7 protein-coding genes are annotated in these 15,141 nt (G+C 69.8%); 6 read left to right on the top strand and 1 reads right to left on the bottom strand.

Annotated elements, in window-relative coordinates; genetic code table 11:
* The first annotated feature begins 42 nt into the window (after positions 1–42).
* Entirely contained in the window at positions 43–1,749 is a 1,707-nt protein-coding gene (locus tag ACZ5U5_RS19640) for a glycerol-3-phosphate dehydrogenase/oxidase (protein ID WP_469023184.1), read from the top strand.
* Between the two features lie 19 nt (positions 1,750–1,768).
* On the opposite strand, the gene ACZ5U5_RS19635 is transcribed toward ACZ5U5_RS19640, so the two are convergent.
* Positions 1,769–2,902 (bottom strand): serine hydrolase domain-containing protein, encoded by a 1,134-nt coding sequence (locus tag ACZ5U5_RS19635; RefSeq protein WP_469023182.1) that lies wholly within the window; start codon positions 2,900–2,902, stop codon positions 1,769–1,771.
* Positions 2,903–3,037: 135 nt separating this feature from the next.
* Between ACZ5U5_RS19635 and ACZ5U5_RS19630 the strand changes: the two genes are divergently transcribed.
* From ACZ5U5_RS19630 to ACZ5U5_RS19610, 5 genes are all read left to right on the top strand, one after another.
* The gene (locus ACZ5U5_RS19630; RefSeq protein WP_469023179.1) at positions 3,038–5,260 is read left to right on the top strand and encodes a serine/threonine-protein kinase; all 2,223 of its coding nucleotides are present in this window, start codon (positions 3,038–3,040) and stop codon (positions 5,258–5,260) included.
* Positions 5,261–5,410: 150 nt separating this feature from the next.
* Positions 5,411–8,257, top strand: a complete 2,847-nt coding sequence (locus ACZ5U5_RS19625) for a protein kinase (protein WP_469023177.1) — start codon at positions 5,411–5,413, stop codon at positions 8,255–8,257.
* Positions 8,258–8,477: 220 nt separating this feature from the next.
* Positions 8,478–10,037 carry a serine/threonine-protein kinase gene (locus ACZ5U5_RS19620; protein ID WP_469023755.1) on the top strand — a complete coding sequence of 520 codons (1,560 nt, stop codon included), beginning with the start codon at positions 8,478–8,480 and terminating at the stop codon, positions 10,035–10,037.
* Between the two features lie 1,474 nt (positions 10,038–11,511).
* Positions 11,512–13,146: a serine/threonine-protein kinase gene (locus ACZ5U5_RS19615; protein WP_469023174.1), complete on the top strand. Its 1,635-nt coding sequence runs from the start codon at positions 11,512–11,514 to the stop codon at positions 13,144–13,146.
* An 81-nt stretch (positions 13,147–13,227) separates the two neighbouring features.
* Entirely contained in the window at positions 13,228–14,982 is a 1,755-nt protein-coding gene (locus ACZ5U5_RS19610) for a serine/threonine-protein kinase (RefSeq protein WP_469023172.1), read from the top strand.
* Positions 14,983–15,141 lie beyond the last annotated feature (159 nt).

The following is a 15,141-nucleotide window of genomic DNA, read 5'->3' as shown; positions in this document are numbered from 1 at the left end:
GATGTGAGCGCGACCACACCCGACAGCACACGGGAGGCAGCGGTGAGGACAGCGACCCTGGGACCGGCGGAGCGTGCCGAGTCACTTGCGGAAATGGCCGAGCGGGAGCTGGATGTCCTGGTCGTGGGTGCGGGAGTGGTCGGTGCGGGCACCGCACTCGACGCCGTGACCCGCGGCTTGTCCACCGGCCTCGTCGAGGCGCGGGACTGGGCCTCGGGCACGTCGAGCCGGTCGAGCAAGCTGATCCACGGCGGCCTGCGCTATCTGGAGATGCTCGACTTCGCACTGGTGCGTGAGGCGCTGAAGGAGCGCGGCCTGCTCCTCGAGCGGATCGCCCCCCACCTCGTGAAGCCGGTGCCGTTCCTGTACCCCTTGCAGCACAAGGGCTGGGAGCGGATCTACGCCGGATCGGGCGTCGCGTTGTACGACGCCATGTCGATGTCCCGGGGACACGGCCGAGGCCTGCCCATGCACCGCCACCTGACCCGGCGTCACGCCCTGCGCGTCGCCCCGTGCCTGAAGAAGGACGCACTGACGGGGGCCATGCAGTACTACGACGCGCAGATGGACGACGCGCGCTATGTGGCGACGCTCGTGCGCACGGCCGCGGCGTACGGCGCCAAGGTCGCCAACCGCGCGCGGGTCACGGGCTTCCTGCGCGAGGGTGAGCGCGTCGTCGGGGCGAAGGTCCAGGACGTCGAGGGCGGCGGGGAGTACGAGGTCCGGGCCAAGCAGGTGGTCAACGCCACCGGGGTGTGGACGGACGACACACAGGCGATGGTCGGGGAGCGGGGACAGTTCCACGTCCGGGCGTCCAAGGGCATCCATCTGGTCGTACCCAAGGATCGGATCAACTCGACGACCGGGCTGATCCTGCGGACGGAGAAGAGCGTCCTCTTCGTCATCCCGTGGGGACGGCACTGGATCGTGGGGACGACCGACACCGACTGGGATCTGGACAAGGCGCATCCCGCGGCGTCCAGCGCCGACATCGACTATCTCCTCGAGCACGTGAACTCGGTGCTCGGGGTGCCCCTTTCACGCGACGACGTCCAAGGGGTGTACGCAGGGCTCCGGCCGCTGCTCGCCGGTGAGTCGGACGCCACGAGCAAGCTCTCGCGTGAACACACGGTGGCGCATCCGGCGCCGGGCCTCGTGGTCATCGCGGGCGGCAAGTACACGACGTACCGCGTCATGGCGAAGGACGCCGTGGACGAGGCGGTGCACGGCCTCGACCAGCGGGTCGCCGACTGCGTCACCGAGGACATTCCGCTGGTCGGCGCCGAGGGGTACAAGGCGCTGTGGAACGCGCGCGCCAGAATCGCGGCCCGCACCGGGCTTCATGTGGTCCGGGTGGAGCATCTGTTGAACCGGTACGGCTCGCTGGCCGAGGAGGTCCTCGCCCTCGTCACGGCCGACCCCACCCTGGGCGAGCCACTGCCCGCAGCGGACGACTATCTGCGCGCCGAGATCGTCTACGCCGCGTCGCACGAGGGCGCACGGCACCTGGATGACGTGCTGACCCGGCGCACGCGCATCTCGATCGAGACGTTCGACCGGGGCACGCGCAGCGCGCGGGCGTGCGCGGAGCTGATGGCGCCGGTCCTCGGCTGGGACAAGGACCAGGTGGAGAGAGAGGTCCAGCACTACGAGAAGCGGGTGGAGGCGGAGCGGGAGTCGCAGCGGCAGCCGGACGACCTGACGGCGGACGCGGCGAGGCTGGGAGCACCGGACATCGTGCCGCTCTAGGGGCAGCCGTCGCGACGCTCTAGCGCGGGCAGAACTGGGCCGTCAGGAGTGTCCGTTCGAGAGCCGGGTCAGCCAGTCGGTCCGTGTTGACCCGGAAGGTGAGGACGCGGGCGCCGTCGCGGGTGGCGGCGGTGCGTACATAGCTGCCGCTGATGCGGCCGTTGTGGCCCCAGACCGTGGTGCCGCAGGGAAGCTTCTGCGGGAAGAGGCCCATGCCGTAGTGGCCCTGTGCGGCACGGGTGTTGAGCATCTGGCGGAGCTGGGGCAGGGGGAGCAGCCGGCCGGTGAGCAGGGCGGCGTAGAAGCGGTCCAGGTCGGCGAGCGTGGAGATCAGTTCTCCCGCGGCGCCCGCGACGCCAGGGTTGAGGGCGGTGACGTCCCGGCCTCCGCTCGTGTACGCGCGGCCGTGCGGCGACGGGAGCGTGGTGCGGGTGCCGGGGAAAGAAGTGCCGGACAGGCGAAGGGGGGTGATGATCCGGCGTGCGGTCTCCGCGGCGTACGAACGGCCGGTGACCTGCTTGATCACCATGCCGAGTACGACGTAGTTGGTGTTGGAGTACGACCAGCGGCCGGGAGTGGTCGCGGGGAGGGCGAGGGCGGTGCGGACCGCTTGCGTCGGAGTGAGGGGGACGAGGCCTCTGGGGCCGGTGGTGTAGTCAGCGAGGCCGCTGGTGTGGGTGAGCAGGGCGCGCAGAGTGGGTGCGCGCCCGTCGAGATCATTGCCGCGGACGAGACCGGGCAGATGACGTTTCACGGGGTCGGACAAGGACAGACGGTGCTCGGCGGCGAGTTGAAGGATGACCGTCGCGATGAACGTCTTGGTGATGCTGCCCGCGCGGAAGTGTTCGGCGCGGCGGATGCGAGTGGCGTCGCCGTGGCCATTGTCGGCTGTGGGCCGGTTGACGTGGGCGAAGTGCCAGAGGGGCCGTTGGGTCGCCTGCCGGTCCGGTGAGGGATCCGGTTCTCCCGGCACGGTCGTTGACCATGGGGCTTCGCGGGCCAACAGAGCCGCGGCGGGGGCCTTGCCTCGGGTGACGAGCAACGGAAGAGTGGCGTCCGTGGCCGGTTTCGCGGCCGGTGGCGCACTGGCGGAAGCCAGGCCGATGAGGGTCACCGCAAGGGGTATGGCCAGCAGTGTCCGTGTATTGGGCATGGCGGTCCCTCCTTGTGCGGAGCCCATCATGAGGGACGTCGGACCCTGGGCGTAGACCAGTCCCTGAGTAAGGGACAATGGAGGCTCTGTCAGGGCGGGTTGCGCGGGTAGCAGCGGTAGCAGCAGAGGGGACGCATGTCGGACGCGGAGAAGACGGGTCAGTCCCGTCAGGACAAGAGCGAACGTCTCCTCTCCGGGCGCTACCGGCTGGGGGAAGTGCTCGGCCGCGGCGGAATGGGAACCGTCTGGCGCGCCAAGGACGAGACACTCGGTCGTACGGTCGCGGTGAAGGAACTGCGTTTCCCGTCGAGCATCGACGAGGACGAGAAGCGCCGGCTCATCACGCGTACGTTGCGTGAGGCCAAGGCGATCGCGCGGATCCGCAACACCAGTGCGGTGACCGTGTATGACGTCGTGGACGAGGACGACCGGCCGTGGATCGTGATGGAGCTGGTCGAGGGCAAGTCCCTCGCCGAGGCCATCCGCGAGGACGGGCTGCTCACGCCGAGGCGCGCGGCCGAGGTCGGGCTCGCCGTGCTCGACGTGCTGCGGTCCGCGCACCGCGAGGGCATCCTGCACCGTGACGTGAAGCCGTCGAACGTGCTGATCGCCGAGGACGGGCGGGTCGTTCTCACGGACTTCGGCATCGCGCAGGTCGAGGGCGACCCGTCGATCACGTCCACCGGCATGCTCGTCGGCGCGCCCTCGTACATCTCGCCGGAGCGGGCGCGCGGGCACAAGCCGGGTCCGGCCGCCGACCTGTGGTCGCTGGGCGGTCTGCTGTACGCGGCCGTGGAAGGCGTGCCTCCGTACGACAAGGGGTCGGCGATCGCGACCCTCACCGCGGTCATGACCGAGGACGTCGAACAGCCGACGAACGCCGGGCCGTTGGAGAAGGTCATCTACGGCCTGCTCGCCAAGGACCCCGAGGCGCGGCTCGACGACGCGGGTGCGCGGGCGCTCCTGCTCGACGTGATTCACGCGCCGGAGGTCAAGGAAGAGCCGGAGCCGGTCGACGCGACGAAGGTCGTGCCGTTGCCTCCGGTGCCGCCGACTTCCGGGATGGCCAAGCGGTTCGGCAAGGGCAAGGGAAGCTCTGGTCGAGCGGGTGCGGCCGGTGCCGGGGCTGTGGGTGCTGCTGGGGCTTCTGGTTCGGCGGGGACGGCTGAGACTTCCGGGGGCTCTGGCGCTGCCGGTTCCGGGGGGTCCTCTGGGGACTCCGGCCGGAAGGGTGAGGAGGCCGCCGAGCGGCTGAAGGGTGCGCTCCGGTCGGTGCGGAAGGCCGCGGCTGCGGCTACCACGCGGGGGGCGGGGGCTGCGGGGGCCGGGGCGGCTGCTTCCGGTCCTGTTTCCGGGCCTACTTCTTCGGCTTCGCCTGCTGATTCCGGTGCTGATTCCGGTTCTGGTCCCGGTTCGGGTTCCGGTACTGGCTCTCGTGCCCGCTCTGGCTCTGCTTCTGGGGCGGTCTCCGGGGCTGCCGGCGCCGGTACCTCCGGCGCTCGCTCCCCTTCGTCGACCACGCCCGCCTCTTCCGCTTCCTCTTCCGCTTCGACGCCGCCGCGTACGACGCCTCCCAAGGCCTCGCTCACCGACGTGGTCCCCCGGCGCACCCTCGTGATCTTCTCCCTGGCCCTCGCGCTCGCGGTGCTCGGGACCGTGCTCGCGTTCGCGCTGAGCGGCGGCGACGATGGCGGTGCGCGGGACAGCAAGAACGGCGGTGACAAGGCCGCGTCCAGCGGCGCGACCGCGGGCAGTGGCGAGAAGGAGCAGGAGAAGGACAACGGCGCCGGGCAGGACGACGGCGCCGACGAGGACGAGGGCAAGGGCGACACGGATCCGGGTGACGAGGCGAGCCCTGGTGAGGACGAAAGCCAGGACCCGGGCGGGAGCGACGACGGCGACGACTCCGGCAAGGAGCCGGGGGACGCGGCCGAGTCGACGTACAAGCACTCCCAGGGGTTCTCGGTGGGGCTGCCCAAGGGCTGGAAGTACCAGTCCACGAGTGCCGCCGGCGCCCGCTTCACCGGGCCGGACGGGCAGAAGCTGCTGATCGGCTGGACCCCGACCCCCAAGTCGGATCCCGTGGCCGACTGGAAGAAGCAGGAGTCGTACATGGTCCGGTCGCAGTACAAGCGGATCCGGATAGAGAAGGCCGACTACCGCGGCTGGAACACGGCCGACTGGGAGTTCACGTACGTCGACGGCGGCACGAAGTACCGCTCGATAGACCGGGGCACCGTCGTCAACGACCACCAGGGCTACGGAATCATGTACACGGCCAAGGCGGCCAAGTGGGACAGCGAGGAGCGCAAGGGCACGTGGCGGACCTTCGCGAAGACGTTCGAGCCGAAGAAGTAGCCGGACTCCGCGGAACGGCGCCGGTGAGATCTCGCATCCCCTCAATGTGGTTTGCCTCCGGCACGTATCGTGAGTGCTTGCGGACGGTACGCAGCCGCAACAGGGCGTAAGGCGAACGGAATTGACCACCGGGCGGACGGGGGAGGCGTCGTGGACGAATACGCGGGGCGGGTACTCGCCGACCGCTATCGCCTCCCCTTGCCTCCCGCGGACGAGTACGAACTCGCCGAGACGCGGGCCTTTGACACGTACAGCGGGCAGGAAGTCCTGGTCAGGCAGGTCCCGTTGCCCGAGGTCGTCGACGCGGAAGTACTTGAGCTCGACGAGCGCAACCTCCCGGAAGGGGAGCTTCCGGCTGGCTTCGTGAGCGCGGGGGCGGTACGGCGGCCGTCGGCGCGTACGACGCGCCGGCCGTCGGACCCGGCGGTGCGCCGCGCGATAGAGGCGGCGCAGGCCGCCGCGCAGATCCCCGACCACCCCCGGCTCGACCAGGTCTTCGACGTCTTCGCCGAGGGCGGTTCGCTGTGGATAGTCAGTGAGTTGGTGGCGGCGAGGCCGCTGGCCGCGCTGCTCGCGGACCGGCCGCTGAGTCCGTACCGAGCGGCGGAGGTCGCGTCGGACGTGGTGACGGCGCTGCGGGTACTGCACGCGCACGGCTGGGTCCACCGGAACATCACCGCGCGCACGGTCCTGGTCTGCGACGACGGCCGCGTGGTCCTCACGGGCCTCGCGGCGGGCGCGGCGGAAGAGGCGCTGTGCGGGTACGACCCTCGGCCCGAGGAGTTCCTCGCGGGGTTCGAGGGCGGGGACGCGGCGGGTGCGGGGGCGAGTGCGGGTGCCGGTGCCGGTGCTGGGCCTCGTACCGGTGGTGGGTCCGGTGGTACGCCCGAGCCCGTTGAGCGTCATGGCGCCGAAGAGGTCTATGGGGCGTACGAGGCGTACGCGGCCGATGACTCCGGCCCCTCGCAAGGGCAGCCCGCGATCGAGGCGGCCCCCGTTCCCGCACCCTCCCCGGAGCCCGGAGGCGGCGTGCGCCCGGCACGGAACAGCGCCATAGCTGCGTATCGCGCCGGGGCGCGCGCCGCGGCGCGGGTCAGCGAGGACGAAGGGCGCCGGGGCTCGGAGTTGCCGGGGCCGAGGAGCGGCGCGGGACGCCACGACAGCGGCGAGCGACGCCACAGCAGCGGCGAGACCGAGGCCGAGGCCGCCGGGCGCATCCTGGACCCGTACGGCGTCGCGGGGGCGAAGCCGTGGCACGGGGCGGTGCCGAGGGGCGGAGGCCAGGGGGCCACGAGTCCCGCCGCGGGCACCGGCGTTGAGCGTGCTGGAGGCCCTGCAGCTGGAGGCCCTCCCGGGGGTCACACCCCCGAGGAGCCGAACAGGGGTGGGGCACCGGAGCTGGGCCGTGCGCGGTCCGACGAGGGCGGGCCTGGCCGTGGCGGGCAGGGCGGCAGGATGGGGGCCACCACTGGCCACGCCGTCCCGGCCCAAGCCTCTACACCCCCCGCCACCTCCGCATCCCCCGCCCCCACACCCCCCGCCACCTCCGCCTCCTCCGGCCACAGTTACTGGGACGCCCTCGTCGCCGAGCGGAGCGGGGCCCGGCGTGGGCCCGCGACCGCCCTCGCCGCGGAACGGGCACGGCACGCGCGGATGACGGTGATCGGAGGCGTGACCGAGCGCTGGGCGCCCGAGCAGGCAGGCCCCGTACACGAGAACTGGCAGCTCGCCCCTCCCATCGGGCCCGCCACCGACCTCTGGGCGCTTGGCGCGCTGTTGTTCCGGGCCGTGCAGGGCCACGCGCCCTACCCGGAGGAAAGCACCTTCGAGCTGGTCCAGTTGGTGTGCGCCGAGCCGCCCGCCTTCGCCGAGGAGTGCGGTCCGCTGCGGCCCGTCGTCGAGTCGTTGCTGCGCCAAGACCCCACCGAGCGCCTCGACATCGAGGAACTGAGCGGCTGGCTGCGGTCGCTGGTGCGCTCGGCGCCCGAGCCGGAAGCCGGTGCGAACGTCGTGCCCTCGCCGCCGTTCGACGCCCGGCGGCTGCCTGTCGTACGCCGTCGCGGTGATCTCGTACGCCGCAAGAAGCGGCGCGCCCCAGCGCCCGCCGCCACCCCGGACTCCCGGCAGAACGGCCGCCGCAAGCACAAACACAAGCGCGGCCGTGAAGCCAGGCCGCCGACAGCCGCCACGCCCATGCCGAGGCGGGCAGCCGCCACGCCCATGCCCGAGCGGACGGCCCCGGCGCCCAGGCCGAAGCGGAACGGAACAGGGCGGCCGCGTTCCCTGGGGCGCCTCTTGCTCCTGCTCATCCTGGTCGGCCTCGCCGCGGCGATCGCGTACGCCATGGTCTTCATGCCCAAGTCGAAGGAGAACGAGGGCAGCGAGCGCACGGGCTCCGCCGGGGACCCCGGCACCAGTCAGGCGCCCGACCCCGGCAGCAGTTCCGGCACCCGGCCGAGCGAGGAGGGCAAGTCCGATGAGCCGAGCGGGAAACCGGAGAAGAGCCCCAGCTCGCAGAAGCCGCAGACCAGCGGGCCCGAGGTGCCGCAGGGCTTCACGCTGCGCAAGGATGCCGAGGGTTTCCGGATAGCCGTCGCCAGCGGCTGGGACCGGCAGCCCAAGAACGGCCGGGGGCAGGTCGTCTACACGAAGGGCGACTTCGAACTGATCGTCGTGCCGGGACGGGACGGCACGGACGAGTACGGCAGCGACCCCCTGAAGTACCAGCGCGAGCACGAGCGCGAGCTGCAGCCGTTCCGCGACTCGACCTGGGCGGAGTCCTCCGGGATGCGCAGGATCGACGTGGGCGGGCGGGTCATGGGGGAGGGGCAGTTCACCTGGCAGGGGCCGGGCGGCGGCGAAGTCTTCGTACGCAATCTCGCGATGATCGTCGGCGGGAAGTACCACGTCGTGCAGATCCGTGGGCCCGAGTCCGAGCGTGATGAAGTGGACCGGCTCTACGAGCAGGCCTCGTCGACCTATCAAGTCACTGATTGAGTCACACCTTGACGTCACCTTGGCGTCATCGGATCGTCCGAAGGTCATCATGTGGCCCTTTGAGTCCGGGATTTGACCGTTCTACGGGTGTGTCGAACGGCCCGTCGCCGGTGCGTCGCGCGTCACAGTGAGGTCTCCTGGCACCCCCGGAGGTTCCACGTACGCCGACCGCTCCCTACTCTGTGCCATGTCAGAACCATTGCGGGGGATCGTGAATCAGATGCAGGGCCTGCTCCTCGCGGGCCGCTACCGGCTCGGAGAGTCCATCGGCCGCGGTGGCATGGGACGGGTGTGGCGCGCGCAGGACGAGGTGCTGCACCGGACCGTCGCCGTCAAGGAACTGACGGCCGCGCAGTTCGTGGCCGAGGCCGACCGCGCGATCCTCTTCGCCCGTACGCACGCGGAGGCGCGGGCCGCCGCCCGGATCAACCACCCCGCGGTCGTCACCGTCCATGACGTCCTTGAGTACGACGACCGGCCCTGGATCGTCATGGAACTGGTCGAGGGCTGTTCGCTCGCCGACGCCGTCAAGGAGCAGGGCCGCATCGAGCCCGTCGAGGCCGCCCGCATCGGCCTGTGGACCCTGAAGGCCCTGCGCGCCGCGCACGCCGCCGGTGTCCTGCACCGCGACGTCAAGCCCGGCAACGTACTCCTGGCGGACGACGGACGCATCCTGCTCACCGACTTCGGGATCGCCGCGATCGAGGGGGACACGACGATCACGCGGACCGGCGAGGTCGTCGGCTCCGTCGACTACCTGGCGCCCGAGCGCGTCAGCGGGGCCAACCCCGGGCCCGCGTCCGACCTGTGGGCGCTCGGCGCGACCCTCTACACGGCGGTCGAGGGGAACTCCCCGTTCCGGCGCACGTCCCCGCTGGGCACCATGCAGGCCGTGGTCACGGAGGAGCCCGCGCCCGCCGAGTACGCGGGCGCGCTCGCCTCGGTCATCGGCGCGCTCCTGCGCAAGGACCCGGAGACCCGGCCGAACGCGGAAGCCGCCGAGTTGATGCTCTCCGAGGCGGCGGAGGGACGACAGCCGAGCGCGGCGCAGGCGTACGTACCGACGCAGGTCCACGCTTCAGCGCCCACACCCGCGCCGCGCCGCGAGACGGCCACGTCGGTGGTGCTGTCGGCGCCCGTGCCGTCGCCCGCCGTACGGCGGCGGTGGCCCCGGTCGCTTGCCGTGGTCGTCGCAGCGTTGTTCGTCGGTGGTGGTGGTGCCGCCGGGGTGATGTACTACGCCGATCACAGCGACGCCTCTAGAGAGCAGAACGTCGGGGGACGGGACGGAGAGACTGGAAAGGGCGCACCTAAGTCGGGTGCCATTCCGGCGAATTGGGTGAAGGTCGAGGACGTCGAGGGATTTACCCTAATGCTGCCGCCTGGCTGGCGGCGGCAGATGGACGGGACGCAGATCGACTACACGCCGGATGGTGGACAGCGATTCCTGCGTATTGCCATTGACGCGAAGTCGGAATGGCGGGACTCCTATCAGCATCAACTTGATCTAGAGAAGGGACTCGCGTCGAAGCTGTCGAGATATCAGCGAGTCTATCTGCAATCCAACACGTTCCGGGACAACCCGGGTTCGCTGTGGGAGTTCACGTGGACGGCTGGCAAGAAGGACACGACATCCGGCCCGCGCCACGTGATCGAGCAGACCTACCGGGCACACGACGGCACAGAGTACGCCCTGTATCTGTCGGTACCGTCCGGTGATTGGCCCAAGGCCAGGCAGCAGTTCGACGCAATCCTGCGAGGATGGCAGCCACCAGCTTGAGGTTGGCGCACGCCGGGGGCTCGCCAAACGCGTAGATTACGGTCGGCAGCGGGCTCGGTACTCCGGTGTGGAGTACTTTCGCACCAGCCCGACTCGGCCGGTCTCTGCGACTGCGCGTACCCATGAGGCGAATGTGGCGGAACAGCGGTGCAGTGCTCGGATTCGCCGAGTCGGGTTGCGGGCACAGGTTCAGGTATGAGAAAGGGTCGAAAGTCTGCAAAAGCGGCATTTTCTGACCTACGTCCGCGACGAAGGCGCAATTTGAACCTGGAGGCTGTCCCGCAGGGGTTTGTACTATTCGGCTAGAGTCATGTTGTGTGTGCAGGTGAAGCCAAGATAGCCCGCTAACACCGTCGCGCTTGAGTCGGTAAACGCGAAATTTATCCAGTTCCTAGTATCGACAGTGCGTTCACCCGTGCCCGAGGGTCTACTACGTTCCCGGCTTTCTGGACGAACTGCTGAGTTATCAGTCGGAATATCGGATCCGTGCGCTGATTTGTCGCCACCAGTGCACAGCTGAAACTCTGGTGATGTACACGCTGGCTGTCTGGCTACGTCGTCGGATCAGCCGCACCAAGGTGCCGGGCTTGGCCGGACCTAAGTCCGTACGCGGCTGTGATCCAATGCGGATTATCTGCTGAGAGTGCTCCTCGCCTGGCCGAGGCTCGGTGGGTGCCCCAATCAACTCGCCGGAGACGGGGCAGATTCTGGTGGTCATTGGGTCTTGTGGTGAAGGGCCGACTCGTTCAGCTTCATTTAACGGTCGAGCCCCTTGAGTAGCATGTGCCGCTTTTGAACCGGTGTGGGCGTTTTAGTGTCAGATCTGGGCGAGAGTGACGGCTCAGGTCGAAAGATTCACGCCATACTTGCGCTCCCGGGTGGTACGTGCAGCGCTCTCGTGATCTTCTTGTGTTCGGTCAACGCGCCGTTGCGTGGGCTGATAGCGCCATTCGAGCAAATAAGGAAGTGCGTGAACTTGCGGCATGCAAAGAGGGCTTTGACCATGGCTGGTGTAGTCGTCGCTGCGGGGGTTCTCCCAATTATGGTGGCATCCCCTGCTTCGGCGGATGAGAATCTGTGTAAGACATACTTGGCGCAATACTACACGGTAGGCCCCAAGGTCAAAAAGGCGTGTCATACAGGTGAATCAAATTCCACTTCCTGCAATAAGCAGCTGCGGGCAATAGGAGTTACTAAAACGCGCGCCTATGACGCATGCGTGATGGCGCATATGATCGAGGGCTAGACCGTGTTGCGAAGCTGCCTTGTGTAGGATTAACACGTCCCCGTCGCGAGGTAGCTTTGCGTCGATGTGTCCATGTGGAGCCAGTCGGCCTCATCGTCAGGACGGGGTTTAGTTTGAGACGAGCGACCCCTTGTGTCTGGGCCTTCGCGCAGCTTCATGTGGGCCAAGGGCCAAACCCTGACCGTAACCGGACAGTCCTGAACACCCCTAGTGGGGCATGATGGCCGCATGGGGAGCGTGGGGGACAACGCCCGGGTCATAGCTGGCCGTTACCGCCTGGACGTGCGGCTCGGCAGGGGTGGCATGGGCGTGGTCTGGCAGGCCACGGATCAGTTTCTCGGTCGCCAGGTGGCCGTCAAGGAACTCGCCCTCGACGACACGCTCTCCGAATCCGACGCGACGCAGCAGCGTGAGCGGACCCTGCGCGAGGCGCGGGCGGCCGCGCAGCTCAGACATCCGCACATCATCGTCGTGCACGACGTCGTCGTGCAGAGCGACCACCCGTACATCGTCATGGAGTTGATCGAGGGCGGTTCGCTGGCCGGGCGGATCGCGCGGGCGGGCCCGATGGGCGCGCGGGAAGTGGCCCGCATGGGCATCGCCCTCCTCGGCGCGCTGCGTGTCGCGCACGCCGCCGGGGTCCTGCACCGCGACATCAAGCCCGCGAACGTCCTCATGGAGGAGACGACCGGCCGCGTCGTCCTCACCGACTTCGGGATCGCGCAGGTCAGCGGGGCGACGACGCTCACGGAGATCGGGTCGTTCGTGGGCTCCCCCGAATACACCGCGCCCGAGCGGATGTCGGGCGAGCGGACAGGGCCCGAGTCCGACCTCTGGTCGCTCGGCGCGCTCCTCGTCGCCGCGCTGACCGGCGAGTCGCCCTTCCGCCGCGATTCGATCAGCGGCGTGCTGCACGCCGTCGTCTTCGACGAGATCAGACCCCCGCCCGCCGCCGCACCGCTGCTGCCCGTCATCCTCGGCCTGCTCGAACGCAACCCGGACCGGCGCCTCGGCACCGTGGACGCGGAGCGGCTGCTGCGGACTTACGTCGAGACCGGGCGGATGCCGTCGACGCCCGCGGGCCGGGCCGGCGGCCAGCCGTCCGCTCTGCCGGCCGCCGGGCCCGGCGGCTACACGCCCACCTACCGTGACCTGCCCACACGCCCGCCCGCGCAGCCGGCAGGCCCCTCCCGTCGCAGACGCAGAGCCATGCTCATAGCGGCCGCGCTCGTGGCCGCGGTGGCCGGGGCCGGCGTATCCGCCGCACTCCTGATGAGCCGGGACGCCAACGGCGGCGGCGGTACGCCCACCGCACCCCCCACGCAGTCCGCACAGACGAAGACGGTGAGCCCCACACCTTCGCCGACCCCGACGGTGACGGTCACGCGCGGCTCCCGCACCCCCAAGCCCTCCACGCCCGAGCCCCCCGAGGGCTACCGCGTGACGAAGGACCCCCGCGGCTTCACGCTCGCCGTGCCGGACGGTTTCACACGCGAGGTGGACGGGCCCCGCACCTTCTACAAATCGTCGGGCGGCACCTTCCGCATAGGCATCAAGGAGTCGACCCCGGAGCCGGGCGGCCCGCTCGCCGTGCAGCGCCGCTCCGACGCCAAGGGGCCGGAGAACAACCCCGGTTACCGGGACGGGGAGGTCACCGAGACCTCGCACAACGGACGCCCCGCCGCTCTCTGGCAGTTCAGCTGGGACGGCTTCACGCAGGCGGAGGGCGACCGGCACACGTTCGACCTGTGCTGGGAGGAGGGCGGACGGATGTACGACGTGTGGGTCTCGGCGCCGGTCGGCAAGGCCAAGGAGGGGCGGCGGTACTTCGACACGGCGGTGGACTCGTTCGTACGCCGCTGAGGCTTCGCCCGGCGCATCACCCCTGTCACAAGTCAGTGACCCGGGTGGAACCCCGGGCCGTCGGCAAGGTAGTCATGGGGCATGAGTAATGACGGGGGAGCCTCCTACGGCCCGTACGAACCAACCAGTTTCGGACTGCAGCCACCGCAGCCCGCTGCCCCCGGGCAAGGGGGACAGGACGGTCCTTACGGCCAGGGCGGCCCGAGCGGTCAGGGCGGCCAGGGTGGTCCGGGTGGTTCCGAAGGCAACCCGTACGCCCAGCAGCAGCCCGGCCCGCCGACCCCGCCCCCGTCGCCGTACGCCCAGCCCACCCAGGTGGTGCCGAACCAGCCGTCCGAGCCGGACCCGGGCGCGGGCCGGCTGATCGCGGGCCGCTACCGCCTGCTTTCCAAGCTCGGCCACGGCGGCATGGGCACGGTCTGGCGCGCGAAGGACGAGACGGTGGACCGCGAGGTCGCCGTCAAGGAACCCCGCATCCCCGACCATCTGCCCGAGCGCGAGCGTGCCAACGTCTTCGAGCGGATGCGCCGCGAGGCGCGCGCCGCGGCCCGCCTCGACCATCCGGCCGTCGTCAACGTCCACGACGTGGCGGTCGAGGACGGCCAGCCGTGGATCGTCATGGAGCTGGTGCAGGGCCGCTCGCTCGGCGCCGCGCTCCAGGAGGGCACCCTGGGCGCCCGCGACGCCGCCCGCATCGGCCTGGAGGTGCTCGGCGCGCTGGACGCGGCCCACCAGGCGGGCATCCTGCACCGTGACGTCAAGCCGGACAACGTGATGCTGGGGCAGCACGACCGCGTCATCCTCACCGACTTCGGCATCGCCCAGATCGAGGGCGAGACCAACTTGACGGACACCGGCGGCTTCGTCGGTTCGCCCGAGTTCATCGCCCCGGAGCGGGTCCTCGGCCAGCGTCCGGGGCCGGCCTCCGACCTCTGGTCGCTCGGCGTGGTGCTCTACGCCGCCACGGAGGGCGTCTCGCCGTTCCGGCGCAACAACACCCCGGCGACGCTGCAGTCCGTCCTGAACGCGACGCCCGCGGCGCCCGCCTCGGCCTCGGGCCCGCTCGCCCAGGCGATCAACGGCCTCCTGGTCAAGGACCCCGGCCAGCGGCCACGCGCCGCGCAGGTCCGCGCCCTGCTGGAGCAAGCGGCGAAGCCGCCGGAGCCCGCGCCCACGCGGGTCGTCACGGTCACCGGTGACGCAGGCGGCGGCAAGGGCGTCTTCGTCAGCCGCAAGGTGCTGGCCGTCATCGCGGGGGTGGTCGTCGCGGCCGTGGCGGCGGGCGTCCTGATCGCCGTGAACCCCTTCGCGGGGTCGGAGGCGGAGGGCTGGAAGGACCACGAGGCGAAGGCCGTCGCCGCCACCGTCTCCGCGCCGCAGCACTATGTGGAGAGCAAGCCGGACGACGCCGACTCGGACAAGACCTGGATCAGATACACCGATCCCAGCGGGGCCGTCTTCATCACGCTCGATCTCACGGAGAAGAAGGACACCACCACGGAGATCCTCGGGTCAGCCGCCTCCCAGGCGTACGCCGACATGGAGGACTTCAAGGCGAGCGGCGAGTCCAAGTTCAGCAGCATGGCCGGCGATCCCGTCCCCGACGGAACGACGAAGGACAGCAAGTACAAGGAGCGCGACGCGGCCGAGAACACGGTCAAGTACACCGACTCGGAGTCCGAGCAGCCGCACGAGGCCAAGATCTTCTACTACCGGACCGAGTCCGGGAACATGTACCGGCTGTGGATCGACTATCCCGGCAAGGGTGACTTCACCGAGCGGGGCCGCGAGGTGGCCAGGACCGCCATCGCGAATCTGGAGATCGACAAGCTCTGACCCACCGCGGTCGGAGAGGGGGGACGCGTGAAATTCGCGTCCCCTCTTGATCAACTGCAACTAAGCCGCTGATCAGGCCCTTTGTCGCCAGTGAACGCTGGCACCGTGTGTCCGCCCGGTGAAAGCTGATTACCGACGGGTACCCAAAACCTTGACCTG

The organism is Streptomyces sp. NPDC033177, from assembly GCF_055577715.1.
Note: the sequence above shows the minus strand (reverse complement) of the source record. Positions and strands in the feature narration are given on the sequence as shown.

Bases quoted from the DNA above. Each gene is read 5' to 3' on its own strand.
- ACZ5U5_RS19635 (WP_469023182.1), bottom strand. From the start codon at position 2,902: ATGCCCAATACACGGACACTGCTGGCCATACCCCTTGCGGTGACCCTC.
- ACZ5U5_RS19615 (WP_469023174.1), top strand. From the start codon at position 11,512: ATGGGGAGCGTGGGGGACAACGCCCGGGTCATAGCTGGCCGTTACCGC.
- ACZ5U5_RS19620 (WP_469023755.1), top strand. From the start codon at position 8,478: ATGCAGGGCCTGCTCCTCGCGGGCCGCTACCGGCTCGGAGAGTCCATC.
- ACZ5U5_RS19630 (WP_469023179.1), top strand. From the start codon at position 3,038: ATGTCGGACGCGGAGAAGACGGGTCAGTCCCGTCAGGACAAGAGCGAA.
- ACZ5U5_RS19610 (WP_469023172.1), top strand. From the start codon at position 13,228: ATGAGTAATGACGGGGGAGCCTCCTACGGCCCGTACGAACCAACCAGT.